The following is a 15,298-nucleotide window of genomic DNA, read 5'->3' as shown; positions in this document are numbered from 1 at the left end:
AGCCCGCATGACCCTTGATTCCCGGCTCGCGACCGTCGTCGACGCCGCCCGGTCCAAGAAAGCCTTCCGTATCCGCCTCGTGGACGTGAGCCAGATCGCCAGCTTCACCGACACCATGGCCTTCATGAGCGGTGGCAGCGATCGCCAGAACCGCGCCATCGCGGAAGCCATCGAGGATGCCCTGAAACTGGCCGATGAGCGCCCCATCTCCCGCGAGGGCGAGGCCAACGGCAACTGGGTCCTCCTGGACTACGGCAACCTCGTGGTCCACGTCATGGACGAGGAGACCCGCCGCCACTACAACCTTGAAGGTCTCTGGAGCACCGGCCTCGAGCTTGAGTTGCCCGCCGAGGCCCACCCCGAGTCCGAAGTCCGCTCCTAGGAGACGACCTCCATGCCCGCCACCCCGATCAATCCCTACGAAGCGATGCAGGCCCGGTTGCGGGTGGCCGCCCAGCTCTACGGTCTGGATGATGCCCTGTTCAAGGTGTTCATGGCCCCCAACCGGTCGATGATCGTGAGCCTGCCCGTGCTCATGGACAACGGCCACTGGGAGGTCTTCACGGGCTACCGCGTCCAACACAACGTGGCCCGGGGCCCCGCCAAGGGCGGCATCCGCTACGACCTGAACGTCAGCCTCGAGGAGATCAAGGCCCTGGCCGCCTGGATGACCTGGAAGTGCGCGGTGGTGGACGTACCCTTCGGCGGCGGCAAGGGCGGCATCGTGTGCGACCCCAACCGCCTCAGCGTGGGCGAGAAGGAGCGGCTCACCCGCCGCTACATCGCCGAGATCATGGACATCATCGGCCCTGACCGGGATGTGCCAGCGCCCGACATGGGCACCGACGCCCAGACCATGGCCTGGGTGCTCGACACCTACAACATGCACGTCCGACGCACCGAGAACGCCGTCGTGACCGGGAAGCCCCTGGGCCTGGGCGGCAGCCTGGGACGCACGGAGGCCACCGGCCGCGGCGTGCTCATCACCGCCCGCGAGGCCATGCAGCGCCTGGGCAAGCCTCTCGCCGGCGCCACCGTGGCCGTCCAGGGCTTCGGCAACGTGGGCAGCCAGGCCGCGCGCCTGCTGCATGAGGCCGGTGCCCGGATCGTGGCCGTCAGCGACCTCAAGGGAGCCATCAAGAATGACCGCGGCCTCGACGTTCACGCCCTGCTGAAGCACGTGGCCGAAGCAAAGACCGTGACCGGCTTCAAGGGCTCGGAGCCCATGGAGGCCGCCTCGCTCCTGACCCACGCCGTGGACATCCTGGTGCCCGCCGCTTCCGAGAACCAGATCACCGAAGACAACGCGGCCCACGTGCGGGCCAAGATCATCGTGGAGGGCGCCAACGGGCCCACCACCCCAGAGGCCGATCCCATCCTGCTCGAACACGGGGTTCTCGTGGTGCCGGACATCCTGGCAAACGTCGGCGGGGTCACGGTCAGCTACTTCGAGTGGGTGCAGAACCGCCAGGGCTTCTACTGGCGGGAGCGCGAGGTCAACGAACGGCTTGTGGACTACATGACCCACGCCTTCCAGGCCACCTTCGCCACCACCGACAAGTACAAGACCAACCCCCGCATCGGCGCCTACATCCTGGCTCTCGACCGCGTGGCCCAGGCCATGAAGTACCGCGGATTCTACGCCTAGCTCTGCGAGCAGTTAGGATGAAGGAGATCCCACCTCCCCGAGTCTGCCCTTGGCCCGCACGCGTTTCCAGGATCCCTCGACCGCCGTTCCCCTCCGGGCCCTGCCGGCGGCAGCGCTGCGGGCGGTGCTGGCCGAGGGCTATTCCGGGCGGCAGTTCAAGCGCGACCTGACGGCTGGCTTCCTCGTGGGCATCGTGGCCCTACCCCTGGCCATGGCCCTGGCCATCGCCGTGGGCGTGCCGCCCCAGCAGGGCCTCTACACCGCCATCGTAGCCGGGTTCATCACGGCCCTGCTGGGGGGCTCCAGGGTCCAGGTGGCCGGTCCCACGGCCGCCTTCATCGTCGTGCTGGCACCCCTCTATATAAAGTTTGGCCTCTCGGGTCTGCTCATGTCCGGCCTCCTGGCCGGCCTGATGCTCATCGGCATGGGCCTGCTCCGCATGGGCAAGCTCATCGAGTTCATCCCCTTTCCCGTGACCACCGGCTTCACCTCGGGCATCGCCACCGTGATCGCCGTCCTCCAGATCAAGGACCTGCTCGGACTGAAACTTGACCATGTCCCAGACCACTTCATCGAGCGACTCGGAGCCATGGGCCGGGCCTGGCACACGATCTCCCCCTGGGAGCTGCTCATCAGCCTGGGCACCCTGGCCATCCTGCTCATCCCCCGGCTGCCCAAGCGGCGCCTCGTGCGCCTCCCGAAGCTCCTTCGGAAGATCCCCGCGCCGCTCATGGCCCTGCCCCTGGCGGCCCTGGCCGCCTGGATTCTGGGGCGCTGGGTTCCGGGCTTCGCCGTGGACACCATCGGCAGCCGCTTCCACACCATGGTGGATGGCCACCTGGTGGCCGGCATCCCCCAGGTGCTGCCTTCCCTGATCTGGCCCTGGAACGCTCCCGGTGTGGATGGCCAGGCCATGGGCCTCAACCTGGGCACCATCCGGATGTTGCTGCCCAGCGCCTTCGCCGTGGCCATGCTGGGGGCCATCGAGTCCCTGCTCTCCGCCGTGGTGGCCGACGGCATGGGCCGCACCCGCCACGACCCAGACGCGGAGCTGCTGGCCCTGGGCGTAGGCAACGTCATCACCCCCTTCTTCGGCGGCATCCCCGCCACCGGCGCCATCGCCCGCACGGCCACCAACTTCCGCTTCGGGGGTCGCACCCCCATCGCCGCAATGGCCCACGCCCTGACCATCCTGCTGGCCATCCTGCTCCTGGCGCCCCTCATCAGCTACCTGCCCATGGCCAGCCTGGCGGCCCTGCTGCTGCTGGTGGCCTGGAACATGTCAGAGGTCGAGCACTTCCTCCACACGGTGAGGGTGGCCCCCAAGAGCGATGTGGCCGTGCTGCTCACCTGCTATTTTCTCACTGTCATCTTCGACATGGTCATCGCCGTGACCGTCGGCATCGTGCTGGCTTCGCTGCTCTTCATGCGGCGCATGGCCATCGTGGCGGAAGGTCACCTGAGCCGCCCCGACCACCGTTCCCTGCCCGGCCCTCTGCCTGAAGGCGTGGTGATCTACGACCTCTCCGGCCCCCTTTTCTTCGGCGCGGCGGAGCGGGCCCTGAACGCCATGCGGGCCATCGCCGCCGACGTCCGCGTGATCATCTTTCGTATGGAGCAGGTGCCCAGCGCCGATGTGAGCGGCCTGGTGGCCATGGAGGGCGTTCTGCGCGAGATGGAGCGCCAGCACATCAAGGCCATCTTCGTCGGTCTCCACGGCCAGGCCCTCAGTGTGTTCGAGCGGGGCGGCCTCAAGGACAAGGCGGGCGAGGTGGCCTTCTGCGCCACCATGGTCGAGGCCTTCAAGGTCATGAACGCGAAGCTCCACACCTACAAGCGCCGGAACCTCGGCCCCATCAGCTTCCAAGTCCTGCACCGCGAGAAGACGCGGAAGGCCATCTCTGATCAGAACAGTCGCAACAACGCGACGTAGCCGCTGACCGTTTTCACTCCGGCGATGTCGCTCTGCAGGCCGAACCCCAGGTCCACCCGCACCGAGGTGAACCACCAGAAGCCGGGCAGGTCCCCGGTGAGGCCCAGGCCGGACACGCCATAGGTCTTACCGTCACCGAGGCCCCGGGCCCGGGCGTGCTCGAGGCTCACCGAAAGCCTGAGGCTGGGTCCCGTGGGGATCGCCACTCTGGTCTTGGCGTAGGCCACTTGGTCGGCGGCGATGGCGTTGGAGCGGATGCCGGCGATGCGGACCATGGAGCCCATCCCGCCCACGTCCAGCGAGTTGAAGCGGTCGAAGGCGCGGCCGCCCACCCAGCCGGCCTCACCGCGGAGCCAGAACCCGGGCTTCACTTCCCAATCCAGCCCGAGGCTGCCGCCCCAGCGCCGGAAGTCCCCGCCCTCAGGCACGACCTGAGGCTCTGCCACCGTGCCGTAGCTGCCCTCGGGCCGTTTCCCCCAGCCGTGGAAGCCGCGGAGCTGAAAGCCCCGGAACAGCCAGGAACCCTGCAGGGTGCCCACCTTCGTGAGGCCCGAGGGCGGCAGGACATAGCCCGGCGTGCGGTACTTGGTCTCCCCCTCGCTGTAGTCGTCGTAGAGGAAGTCGCCACGGCCTTCCAGCCGGAAGCCCAGGCCCAGATCGCGGCCCAGCTCCACACCGACCATGCCAAAGCGTCGCCCCACACCATCCTTGTCTGCCAGCTTCCCATCCACCACCGGCCGGTCCGTGCCCTTCAAGAGCAGGCCCAGGGCGTTGGCGCTCACATCGAACCCGCCCAACCCGCGGGGAATGGCAAGGTTGACCGTGTTGAAGACGCCCGCCACGAGGGCGTTCAGCTGCACCCCTTTGCCGAAGGCGTTGTAGTCGAAGTAGAACAGGGCCGCCAGGGGCATCACCGAAGGCGACGTGCCTGGGTCCACCAGCACCCCGCCACCCAGCGCGCGGCCGCTGGTCTTGGCCTTCTCGTCGATCTTCCGAGTGCCGTCCTCCTGGCGGGTGAAGTAGCGGGCGCCCTCCGGCGTCACTTTCAGCATGGTGGCGCTCGAGGTGCGAGCCGCCTCCCGCTCGGCCAGGAACCGGTCGCTGTTCAGGTTGAAGTCGCGGTAGGTGAAGCGCCGCTGCACCTGCACCACGCCGTCGGTGCTCACCCAGCGCTCGTAGGTCTTCACGGCCACGGGGCGCCACACCCCCAGGGCCACGGTGCCATAGGTGAGGATCTCGCGCTCGCTCTTCACGGTGCCCGGCAGGTCGTTACGTTCGCGGCGCTCCACGAGAATCTTCCCGGTGGCCTCCTCCACTTCCAGTTCCCCCGTGTAGGCCAAGGGGTCGGGGCTCACGGGCTCGAAGCGTAGCAGGCGCCGGCCGGGGCCGGCGGGTCCGCCATCCCGGTAGCGGTAGCGCTCCGTCAGGCTGAGGGCCACGGGCAGGGACACGGACTGGCGGCTTTCAATGAGGGGCAACTGCACCTCGCCCGAGAGGTTGGCCTTCACCCCGTTCAGCCGCACCTCCTTCTGCAACAGCTCGGGCCAGTCCCCGGCCTGTTCGAAATAGCCGAAGGTGAAGCCAATGTCCCCACCAGGGCCCCGCGAGCCTTGGATGTGCAGGTCCAGGTCGGCCTTGGCCTGGAGGGTCCGCACGCCCGCCCTTGAGCGCAGGTGGGCGGCCCGAACCTGGGCCAGTAGCGCGCCCACGTCGTAGGCGTCCGCCGCGGTCACCGACACCTCGTGGCGCTCCTTGGGCAGAGGCACGGCACTCCAGGCCCCCTCGGCAAAGGTCCAGCGTTTGGCCTCGCCAGCGCGGTTGCGCAGGGTGAGGTCACCCACCCCACCCTCGACCTCCACGAAGCCGGGAGGGATGAGGGCGGCGAGTTGCGCGGAGGAGCCCCCGGCCGGCACCACCAGCCGACCCCCATCGCCCATCAGGGTCGAGGCCTGGGCGCCAGGGTCCTTCGGCAGCCAGAGGGTCCAGGGGCGGCCCGGGAAAGTCTCCTGGGCCTGGGTCAGCTGGGCGCGCCAGAGGGCTGAGTCCACGTTCAAATCGGAGGGCAGCAGAGCCCCGCCATCAACCGCACCCCAGGCCGTCTCATCCAGGATCGAAGCCGCCTTGGGATCGAAGGCCAGGTAGAGCCGCTGGCCCGGGGACTGGGCCTTGAGGGCCTGGGCGGCCGCCAGCAAGAGCGGGATTCGGGCCTCCCCGAGGGGCAGGCGGAGCCGCACGGCCAGGGCCTCTCGAAGCGGCGCCACCAGCGGATTCCAGCGTTGCCGTGCGGCCTCCACCTGGGTGGCATCGCGGTTGTCCCGTGGCAGCAGCACGGAAGAATCGGCCCCGGTCAGGTCCAGGTCCACGGGTTGCGCCTCGTTCACCCGCAGGGGCGCCGCCGGAGGTGCCTGGGCGGCCAGTGACAAGGTGATTACGGGTATCAAGGCAAAGATAGGGCGCGGCACGATGCCTCCGGGTCATGGAAGCCTACCGCGGCGACCCCATTCCGGGTTATCCGGTATCCTCGAAGGTCTATGCGATTCACGGTCCGACTCACCCATGCCAACGGGGAAGTGCTGGTGCGCGAGTTCGAGGCGGACAGCGCCGAGAGCCTGCGCGCCCGCGTCCTCGCCGAGGGCGGCTTCCCCCTTGAGATCACCCGGACTGATACCGCCTTCCGCAGCCGCAACCAGCTCAAGACCGAGTCCCTAGTGCTCTTCAACCAGGAGCTGCTGGCCCTGCTGAGGGCGGGCATCCCCCTCCTGCAGTCCCTGGAGCTGCTGGTGGGCCATGGCAAGGATGCCCAGTTGCGCCGCAGCCTCAGCCAGGTGGTGGAGCTGGTCCGGGAGGGCATGTCGTTCTCCGAGGCTCTGGAGCAGGCCGGATCGTTTCCCCCCATCTACCGCAGCAACGTGGTCGCGGGTGAGCGCAGCGGCACCCTGCCGGAGGTGCTGGCCCGCTGGCTGTCCTTCCAGAAGTTCGCGCAGACCAGCCGCCGCCGCATCATCGAGGCCCTCTTCTATCCCACCTTCCTGGTCCTGGTCCTGATCCTGGCCCTGGGCGTGATCTTCAACGTGGTGCTGCCCCGGTTCGCCGAGTTCTACGCAGGCGGCGACATCGAGATGCCCTTTTTCACCCGGATCCTGCTGGGCGCCGGGAAGTTCGTCAGCTCCACCCTCTGGCTGCAAGGCCTCATCCTCGTGGGCCTGGTTGTCCTGGGTCGCTGGATGGTGGCCTCCGAGGCCGGCCGCAAGCTGGCCGAGCGGCTGCTGCTGATGCTCCCCAAGGTGGGCACCCTGTACCGCATGTACCATTCCAGCGTCTTCTGCCGGACCCTGGGCGTGCTGCTGTCTGGTGGACTTCCGGTCGTCCAGGCCCTGGAGGTCGTGCAGCGCACCAGCCCCAGCGAGCGCATGAAGGCCGGACTGCTCATGATCACGGACAAGGTCCGGGCGGGCAGCAGCCTGCACCTGTCCCTGGAGCAGGCCAAGGTCCTGGATCCTCTGGCCGTGGAGATGATCCGCGTGGGCGAACAGAGCAGCGCCCTGCCCGAGATGCTCGACCACGTGGCGAACTTCTTTGATTCCGAAGTGGAGAAGGCCACCACCGCCGTCACCAGCCTCATCGGTCCCGTGCTCATCCTCTTCATGGGCGTGGTCGTCCTAGGCCTGCTGCTCGCCATTTACGTGCCCCTCTTCAACGCCAGCAGCATGGTGCGATAGCAGCCTTACCTGTATTTTCGCTTGAGCCACTTCTGCGGGTCCTGGGGCTGGGCCTGGTGGCGGATCTCGAAGCCCAGGCGCGGGCCGTCCACCGTGTCGCCTACGGCGCCCACGGTCTCCCCGGCCTTGAGCACCTGGCCCTTGGTGACACCCAAGCCCAGCAAGTGGGTGTACAGCGTGAACCAGCCACCACCGTGGTCGAGGATCACCATGGGGCCGTAGCTTTGGTAGTAGTCGGAGAAGGCCACCTTGCCATCGGCCACGGCCGCCACGACGGCTCCCCCGGCCGCGCTGATGAGCAGGCCGCTCTGCATGGTCTTGGTCCTGAAGCGCGGATGCAGGTGCTCTCCAAATCCCAGGGCCAGGGTGCCCTCCACGGGCTGGGGCAGGTCGCCGCGTAGTCCGGCGAAGGCCATCATGGGCTCGAAGGCTTCGCCCTTCGGCTTGCTGAGCAGACCCGCCAGCAGCCGCTCCAGCTGCACTGCCTCCTCCGCCAGCTCAGCCTGGGCCTGCTTCTGCGCCACCTCGTCCTTCTGCAGGCCATCGAGGAAGCTGTTGAGCTTGTCCTCCTGGAGCCGCAAGGCGGCCTGGAGCTGGGCAGCTTCACGCTCCTCCATCGCCAGGCGTCCCAAAACCTCCTTCAGAGCCTTCTCCTTCGTGGCCAGGTCCCCCTGCAGCCGCTGGATCTGGCCCAGTTGCTTGCGCTCCTGAAGTCGCGCCCAGGCCAGCATGCGACCCCGCACCAGCCACGCCTCCAGATCCTTGAAGGTGACGTAGAGCGCGATGTCGCCCCAGGGGCCTAGGGCCTGCATCCAGCGCACCTGCTTGCGAAGGCTCCCTTGCAACCGCAGCACCTCGCCCTGGATCCGGGTCCGCTCGCGGCCGATGACATGCACCTCGTTCTGGGCTTGGTCCCGGCGCAGGCGGGCGCCCTCCACCTGGGCCTTGGCCCGGTCGCGCTGCAGCGAGATGCCCTGGATCTCCACTAGCACGCCCTTGCGCCGCTTCTTCAGGGAGGCCAGTTGCTGGTCCACCTGGCCCAGGCGGCCCTGGATGGCCGCCAGCTTCTGCCGCAGCTCTGCCGGATCCTGGGCGCTCTGGGCCGCCAGGATCGCCGGGACGAGGACTGCGGCCAGTGGTCGCACGCTCCTACTTCCGCCCACCCGCCGGAAGCAGCATGGCCAGGGCACCCAACACCAGGGGTCCGCCGATGGACAGCGGCAGGGCCAGCGGCGAGAAGGGATCCGAAGGCAGCTGGGCCATGGGCAGCAGGCGCACGACGACCTCCAGCACCTTCACCTGGCCGGCGCTCCAGCCCAGGTCCTGGCCGAAATCGAGGAAGAAGCTGAGGCGGGGCCCCAGCTCCCGGAGCAGCAGGGTGAAGAGGAGCGCTAGGCCGGCGCTGGACTTCAGCACACGGGAGAGCACCACGGCCCACAGCAGCATCTGGAGTCCCAAGAGCAGTCCATGCAGATCCGCCCGTAGCAGCTCCGGCGGCCAGGCCTCACCGATGAGGCGCCAGCTCAGGGCCCAGACGGGAATCAGCGCCACCTGCGACAGGAAGAGGCCGTGGGCGAAACCCAGGCCCGTCCCCACGAAGAAGCCCTTGAAGCGCCCACCCCGGGCGGCGGCGGCCGTCCACTGGCTCACGGGGCCGAAGGCCCCCAGCAGCACCACCAGGGACACCACCCAGTACATCACGCCCTGGATGTTGCCCAGGGCGTAAGAGCGCAGCGAGTCGGCGCCCAGGGGGATGGCAGTGCCGAAGAGCAGGATCTGGGAGCCACCATCCCCCTGCTGGCCCCGCACCGCCATGACCACCAGCCCCGTGACGAACAGGCAGGCCAGCACCCAGCCGATGCGCAGCTTTGAACTTCCGAACCGATCCATGAAGGCTCCACAGGATCCTTCGAGTGTAGGGCAGGACGCCCTCAGCGCGCCGCCAGCACCCGCACCAGGTGGGCCTTCACCTCGGCCAGCCGCTCGGGCAGCACCGCCACGAACACCGTGTCATCGCCGGCGAGGGTGCCCATCAGACCCGGCACCGGATCACCGTCGAGGCTGAGGCCCAAGGCCTGGGCGAAGCCGGGGGCCGTGCGCAGCACCAGCAGGTTGGGCGGGGCCTCGGTGATGCTCACCTCCGGAAGGACCTGGCCGCCCGCTTCCACCCGTCGGTAGCGGCCCTGGACCTTCTGCACCCCCAGCCGCTTCAGCCGCCGGGACAGGGTGGACTGTGTCAGCTCGTGCCCCTGGGACAGCAGCCGAGCCTGCAGGTCCCCCTGGTCGGTGATGGGGGCACCGTCCAGCAGCTGGAGGATGAGGGAATCCAGGTCCATGCATGGATGATGCATGAAATTGCATATTCCAACAAGGTCGAATTTCAAAAAACACATGAAATTCACAGAAATTTATGCTTGAATCGCTCATTTAGACGCGCATAATATGCAATCTGCCGCTTGGTTATGCACCATCCATGCGCGCATATGCACAGGATGCCTGCATGACCGCCACCCTTCCGATCCCCGCCCTGCTCCCCACCTACGCCCCCTATCCCTTCCCCCTGGTGCGGGGCGAAGGCGACCGGGTCTTCGACGACCAGGGGCAGGGCTGGTGGGACTTCTACGGCGGCCACTGCGTGTGCGCCACGGGCCACAGCCACCCCAAGGTGGTGAAGGCCTTGGCCGAACAGGCCGCCACCCTCCTCTTCTACTCCGCCGCCGCGGCGCTGCCAGTGCGAGACGAGGCCGCAGCGAAGATCACCGCCTTCGCCGGCATGGACTCGGTCTTCTTCTGCAACAGCGGAGCCGAGGCCAATGAGAACGCCCTGAAACTGGCGCTTCTGCTCACGGGACGCAAGACTCTGGGCGCCTTCCAGGGCGGCTGGCACGGCCGCACGCTGCTGGCCCTCTCCGTCACCGACGATCCCAAGATCACGGAGCCCTTCGCGGATCAACTGGTGCCCTGTCGGCGCTTGCCCTTCGGCGACCTCGCGGCCTTGGCTGCGGCCGATTTCTCCGACCTCGCTGGCGTCATCCTCGAGCCCATCCAGAGCATGGCCGGCATCAAGACCGCCTCCCGGGAGTTGTTCCAGGCCCTGCGGGCCAAGTGCAATGCCTCGGGCACCCTGCTCATCTTCGATGAGATCCAGACCGGCATGGGCCGCCTGGGCACACCGTTTGCGGCCCAGCTCTACGGCGTGCGGCCCGACCTCATCACCTCTGCTAAGGGGTTGGCCTCCGGCGTGCCCATGGGCGCCCTACTCATGACCGCCGCCGTGGCCGCCAAGCTTAAGGGCGGCGACCTGGGCAGCACCTTCGGCGGCGGACCACTGGCCTGCGCTGCGCTGCTAGCCACGGTCGACGTCATCGCCCACGAAGGCCTGATGTCCAACGCCATGGCCGCCGCGGCCCGGCTGCGGAAGGAGCTGGTGGGTTCCGTGGTGACCGAAGTCGTGGGCGAAGGCCTGCTGCTGGGCCTGCGCAGCGCCCACGCCGCGGCCCTCAAGAAGCACCTCCTGGCCCACCACCTCCTCGTCGGCGGCTCGGGCGACGCATCGGTGCTCCGCCTCATGCCGCCCCTCAATGTCAGCGACGAGGCCCTGAGCGCCCTCATCGCCGCCATCCACGCCTTCCTGCCGGAGCCGACATGAAGCACTTCACCCGCATCTCCGACCTGGGGCCCGCCGGGGTCAAGGAGACCCTCGCCACCGCCGCCACCTGGAAGAAGAACCGGCCCGGCGCCATCTTCATCGACCGCATCCTGGGCATGGTGTTCTTCAACCCCAGCCTGCGCACCCGGGCCAGCTTCGAGGCGGCCATGCTGCGCCACGGTGGCCACGCCATCGTGCTGGAGGTGGGCGCGGGCACCTGGAAACTGGAGGACCGCGACGGGGCCGTCATGAACGAGGACCGCGCCGAGCACGTGCGCGAGGGCGTGCCCGTGCTGGGTCGCTACGCGGACCTGCTGGCCGTGCGTACCTTCAGCCACGGGAACGGCGATGCGGAAGACGAGGTCGATCCTGTCATCAACGCCTTCCGGCGCTTCTCCACCGTGCCGGTGCTGAGCATGGAGAGTGCCCGCGAGCATCCCCACCAAGGCCTCGCCGACCTGCTCACCATTCAGGAAGCCCATGGCAGCACCAAGGTGCCCGTCACCCTCACCTGGGCTCCCCACATCAAGCCCCTGCCCAAGGCCGTGCCCAACTCCTTTCTGCTCACGGCCGCGGCCTGCGGCGCCGAGATTCGCGTGGCGCACCCCAAGGGCTACGAGCTGAGCGCCGAAGTCCGAGCCGAGGCCGAAGCCTACGCCGCCGCCACCGGCGGAAAAATCACCTACACCCACGACCAGGACGCCGCCCTGGAGGGCAGCGCCGCCGTCTACGCCAAGGCCTGGGGCCCGTCCACGGAATCAGGCTTCGCCGCCGCGCCAATGGCCGATCTCGGTGCCTGGATGCCCACGGCAGCCCACATGCAAAAGGCCGCCAAGGAATCCATCTTCACCCACTGCCTGCCGGTGCGCCGCAACCTCGAGGTCCACGACAGCGTCCTCGACGGCCCCTGGAGCCGCGTGGTCGATGAAGCCGAGAACCGCTTCCACGTCCAGCGAGCCACCATCCACGCCTTGCTGTCGCAGTCCTAGTCCCCCGTCCCGAGGTTACAGATGCCACTCTCCCCGAACCCCTACGCCGCCCTCAAGGAAGCCTCCCAGTACGTCCGGTTATTCCGTGGCAAGACCTTCGTGGTGAAGGTGGGCGGCGAGGTCATCGCCGAGCCCAAGATCCGGAAGGCCCTCTGTGAGCAGATCGCCCTGCTCTGGTCCTTTTCCATCAAGGTGGTTGTGGTGCATGGTGGCGGTGCCGAGCTGGATGCCGTCTGCGCCTCCATGAACATCCCCGTGGAAAAGGTGGCCGGCCGGCGCGTGACGAGCCCTGCGGTCCTGGACGCCGCCAAGATGGTCTTCGCCGGCCAGGTGCACATGGACCTGCTCTCGGAGCTGCAGGCCGCGGGCGTGCCCGCCGTGGGCCTCACCGGCCTGGATGCGGGCCTCGTGAAGGCCCATCGCCGCCCGCCCGTGGCCGTGATCCCCGATGGGGCCACCGAGCCCCAGCTGGTGGATTACGGCCTGGTGGGCGACATCGATGCCATCGATCCCCATGTGCTCAGCCACCTGCTCGAGGGGGGCTTCGTGCCGGTGGTGGCGCCGCTCTCCGGGGGGGAGGACGGCGCCATCTACAACACCAATGCCGACACCATCGCCGCGAGCCTGGCCACCGCGCTGAGCGCTGAGAAGTTGTTCTTTCTGTTGTCGGTACCGGGTCTGCTGAAGGATGTGGCCAGATCCTCGTCCCTCATTCCCCACGCCACTCTGGAGGAGCTGGCTGGCCTGGAAACCACGGGCGTGATCACCGGGGGCATGCGCCCCAAGATCACCGCCGTGAAGGCGGCCCTTCATGGCGGCGTGCCCAGCGCCCACCTGGTGAGCGGCCTGGCCCCAGACGCCCTGCTCGCGGAGATCTTCACCAATGAGGGCAGTGGCACCATGATCGTGCCTGGCCTATCAGTCGGAGTCGCTGGATGAGCCCCGCTGAGCTGCTCACGCTCCTGGTCGGCACGCCCAGCGTGTCCGGCGAGGAAGGTCCGCTTGCAGACCTGGTGCAGGACCTCCTCACCACCCGGGGCTTCCAGGTCCAGCGCCAGGGGCACAACCTCTGGTTCAGCTTCGGGAAGCCCGGCGGCTCCCGGCTCCTGCTCAACTCGCACCTCGACACGGTGCCCCCCTGCGCGGGCTGGGAGGGGGATCCCTTCACGCCCGTCTGGAACGGCACCCGCCTCCAGGGCTTGGGTTCCAATGACGCCAAGGGCTGCGTGGCGGCCCTCCTGCTCACCGCCTTCGAGCTGTCGAAGCAGACCCTTGACGGGGAAGTGATGGTGGCCCTCACCGCCGAGGAGGAGACCGGTGGCCAGGGCATCGCCACCATCCTGGGCCAGCTCGGTGCCTTCGATGGCGCCGTGGTGGGCGAACCTACGGGCCTGCGCATCTGCGCGGCCCAGCGCGGCCTGCTGATCCTCAAGTGCACCGCCCGGGGCACCAGTGGCCATGTGGCGAACGCCCAGATGCTGGGCGCCGAGAATGCCATCCACAAGGCGGCCCGGGACATCGCCAAGATCGCCGCCATGGACTTCCCGGCCCACCCGCTGCTGGGCTCCCAGAAGGCGCAGGTCACCCAGATCCAAGGCGGCCTGCGTCGCAACCAGGTGCCGGATGCCTGCGAGTTCTACGTGGACCTGCGCACCAGCCCCGAGCAGGATCACGATGCCCTCGCGGCGGGCTTCCAGCGGCAGTTGGAGAGCGAGGTAGCCATCCACTCCAAGCGCTACCTGGCCAAGGGTACAGACTCCGGCCACCCCATCGTCCGGGCCGCCCTCGCGGCCGCGGGCAAGGCCGGCCCCGTGGGCTCTGGCACCACCTCGGACTGGGCCTTCCTGGGGAACATCCCGGCGGTGAAGGCCGGGCCCGGCGACACCTTTCGCAGCCACACGCCCAACGAGTACCTGACCCTGCCTGAGCTCGAAGCGGGCGTCGCCTTCTACGCCCAGTTGGTCTCCACGTTCTTCAAGCTGCAGGTGCACCATGAAGCCTGACGCGTCAACCCTCTGGGCCAAGGACCTCCCCATGGACGTGGCGATCCATCGGTTCACCGTTGGCGAAGATCCGGACACGGACCTGACCCTGCTGCCCTGGGACTGCCTTGGCAGCGCGGCCCACGCCAAGATGCTGGCCGCCACCGGCCTGCTGGAACCCGGTGACGCCGCGGCCCTGGTACGCGGTCTTAAGCGCATCTCGAACCTGGCCCGGCAGAACGCCTTCCCCATTCCGCCCCACCTGGAGGACAGCCACACCGCCATCGAGGCCGACCTCACCCGCAGCCTCGGCCCCGTGGGCCAGCGCATCCACCTGGGTCGCTCGCGCAATGACCAAGTCATCCTCGCGTTCCGACTCTTCTTGCGGGATGCCCTGCTGCGCCTGGGCCTCCGTGTGTCCGACCTGGCCCAGGCGTTCGTGGCCTTCGCGCGGGTGAACCAGGACGTGCCCCTGCCGGGCTACACCCACCTGCGCCGAGCCATGCCCAGCACCTTCGGCATGTGGGCCGCGGCCTTCGCGGAAGGACTGCTGGAGGAGTTGGAGGCGCTACAGTCCGTCTACCAGCGCCTGGATCGCTGCCCGCTGGGCTCAGCTGCGGGCTTTGGCGTGCCCCTGCCCATTGATCGCGAGCTCACTGCCAAGCTGCTGGGCTTCTCCAAGGTGCAGCGCAGCCCCATCGACGTGCAGAACAGCCGGGGCCGGCACGAGACGGCCATGCTCCAGTGGGCCGCCTCCACCGGCGGCGTCATCGAGAAGTTCCTCTGGGACGTCTCGTTCTACACCACCGAGGAATTCGGCTTCCTCAAGCTGCCGGACGCCTTCACCACTGGCTCGAGCATCATGCCCCAGAAGAAGAACCCTGACGTGGTGGAGCTGGCCCGGGGCCGCTGCCGCGAGCTTCGCGGCACGGCGGGCCTGGTGGAGCAGGTCGCCTCGGGCCTGCCCTCCAGCTACCACCGGGACCTGCAGCTGCTCAAGCGCCCCGTGATTCTGGGCCTGCGGCAAGCGGACGAGCTCTTCGGGGTGCTGGTGCGCCTCATCCCCGCCCTCCAGGTGAATGCCGAGGCCACCACCATCGCCAGCACTGACGAGCTCTACGCCGCCCACCAGGCTTTTGTCTACGTGCAGGGCGGCCTGCCCTTCCGCGAGGCCTACCGCAAGGTGGCCCAGCAGCTGCAGGACGGCACCTTCGCCCCGGATCGCGCCGCCCTCACCGCCACTCACCTCGGCGGCGCCGGTAACTTGGGCCTCGACGACCTCGCCGCCGACCTTTCTTCCTCCAGGGCGTGGATCGAAGGCAAGCGGGACATCCACGCTGAAGCTGAGGCCGCCCTCTGGACCGCCTGAAAGGAAACC

The 15,298-nt window shown here is 68.3% G+C and carries 13 protein-coding genes; 9 read left to right on the top strand and 4 right to left on the bottom strand.

Translation table 11 applies throughout. The annotated features are described in order from the left end of the window. The first annotated feature begins 7 nt into the window (after nucleotides 1-7). The 3 genes from rsfS to dauA are packed head-to-tail and all read left to right on the top strand — an operon-like array spanning nucleotide 8 to nucleotide 3,581. Entirely contained in the window at nucleotides 8-382 is a 375-nt protein-coding gene (rsfS, locus tag WAS25_RS01410) for a ribosome silencing factor (RefSeq protein WP_422309580.1), read from the top strand. A gap of 12 nt (nucleotides 383-394) precedes the next feature. Then, nucleotides 395-1,648, top strand: coding sequence for a Glu/Leu/Phe/Val family dehydrogenase (locus tag WAS25_RS01405; RefSeq protein WP_422309578.1), 1,254 nt, complete (start codon nucleotides 395-397; stop codon nucleotides 1,646-1,648). A gap of 49 nt (nucleotides 1,649-1,697) precedes the next feature. Beyond that, a complete protein-coding gene (gene dauA / locus WAS25_RS01400; protein ID WP_422309576.1) occupies nucleotides 1,698-3,581 on the top strand; it encodes a C4-dicarboxylic acid transporter DauA in 1,884 nt (627 codons plus the stop codon). On the opposite strand, the gene WAS25_RS01395 is transcribed toward dauA, so the two are convergent. Continuing rightward, the gene (locus WAS25_RS01395) at nucleotides 3,554-6,043 is read right to left on the bottom strand and encodes a hypothetical protein (RefSeq protein ID WP_422309574.1); all 2,490 of its coding nucleotides are present in this window, start codon (nucleotides 6,041-6,043) and stop codon (nucleotides 3,554-3,556) included. The genes dauA and WAS25_RS01395 overlap by 28 nt on opposite strands. A gap of 69 nt (nucleotides 6,044-6,112) precedes the next feature. On the opposite strand from WAS25_RS01395, the gene WAS25_RS01390 reads away from it, so the two are divergent. Further along, on the top strand, nucleotides 6,113-7,300 hold the full coding sequence (locus WAS25_RS01390) for a type II secretion system F family protein (RefSeq protein WP_422309572.1): 1,188 nt from the start codon (nucleotides 6,113-6,115) through the stop codon (nucleotides 7,298-7,300). 5 nt (nucleotides 7,301-7,305) lie between these two features. Here the strand turns inward: WAS25_RS01390 and WAS25_RS01385 are convergent, their stop codons facing one another. From WAS25_RS01385 to WAS25_RS01375, 3 genes are read right to left on the bottom strand one after another with little or no spacing between them, the layout of a single operon-like run. Continuing rightward, on the bottom strand, nucleotides 7,306-8,445 hold the full coding sequence (locus WAS25_RS01385; RefSeq protein ID WP_422309570.1) for a murein hydrolase activator EnvC family protein: 1,140 nt from the start codon (nucleotides 8,443-8,445) through the stop codon (nucleotides 7,306-7,308). Nucleotides 8,446-8,449: 4 nt separating this feature from the next. Then, nucleotides 8,450-9,190 (bottom strand): hypothetical protein, encoded by a 741-nt coding sequence (locus tag WAS25_RS01380; RefSeq protein WP_422309568.1) that lies wholly within the window; start codon nucleotides 9,188-9,190, stop codon nucleotides 8,450-8,452. A 41-nt stretch (nucleotides 9,191-9,231) separates the two neighbouring features. Continuing rightward, the gene (locus WAS25_RS01375) at nucleotides 9,232-9,651 is read right to left on the bottom strand and encodes an arginine repressor (protein ID WP_422309566.1); all 420 of its coding nucleotides are present in this window, start codon (nucleotides 9,649-9,651) and stop codon (nucleotides 9,232-9,234) included. A 149-nt stretch (nucleotides 9,652-9,800) separates the two neighbouring features. Between WAS25_RS01375 and WAS25_RS01370 the strand changes: the two genes are divergently transcribed. The 5 genes from WAS25_RS01370 to argH are packed head-to-tail and all read left to right on the top strand — an operon-like array spanning nucleotide 9,801 to nucleotide 15,289. Continuing rightward, nucleotides 9,801-10,949, top strand: a complete 1,149-nt coding sequence (locus tag WAS25_RS01370) for an aspartate aminotransferase family protein (RefSeq protein ID WP_422309564.1) — start codon at nucleotides 9,801-9,803, stop codon at nucleotides 10,947-10,949. Continuing rightward, nucleotides 10,946-11,938 carry an N-acetylornithine carbamoyltransferase gene (locus tag WAS25_RS01365; protein ID WP_422309562.1) on the top strand — a complete coding sequence of 331 codons (993 nt, stop codon included), beginning with the start codon at nucleotides 10,946-10,948 and terminating at the stop codon, nucleotides 11,936-11,938. Before WAS25_RS01370 ends, WAS25_RS01365 begins: the two co-directional genes overlap by 4 nt. Nucleotides 11,939-11,959: 21 nt before the next feature. Then, nucleotides 11,960-12,877, top strand: coding sequence for an acetylglutamate kinase (gene argB, locus WAS25_RS01360; RefSeq protein ID WP_422309560.1), 918 nt, complete (start codon nucleotides 11,960-11,962; stop codon nucleotides 12,875-12,877). After that, nucleotides 12,874-13,941, top strand: a complete 1,068-nt coding sequence (locus WAS25_RS01355; RefSeq protein ID WP_422309558.1) for a M20/M25/M40 family metallo-hydrolase — start codon at nucleotides 12,874-12,876, stop codon at nucleotides 13,939-13,941. Before argB ends, WAS25_RS01355 begins: the two co-directional genes overlap by 4 nt. Beyond that, nucleotides 13,931-15,289 carry an argininosuccinate lyase gene (argH, locus tag WAS25_RS01350; protein WP_422309556.1) on the top strand — a complete coding sequence of 453 codons (1,359 nt, stop codon included), beginning with the start codon at nucleotides 13,931-13,933 and terminating at the stop codon, nucleotides 15,287-15,289. Before WAS25_RS01355 ends, argH begins: the two co-directional genes overlap by 11 nt. The last annotated feature ends 9 nt before the right edge of the window (nucleotides 15,290-15,298 follow it).

This window comes from Geothrix sp. (assembly GCF_049292215.1).
Taxonomy (GTDB): domain Bacteria; phylum Acidobacteriota; class Holophagae; order Holophagales; family Holophagaceae; genus Geothrix.
This window is presented reverse-complemented; position numbering and strand designations above follow the sequence as displayed.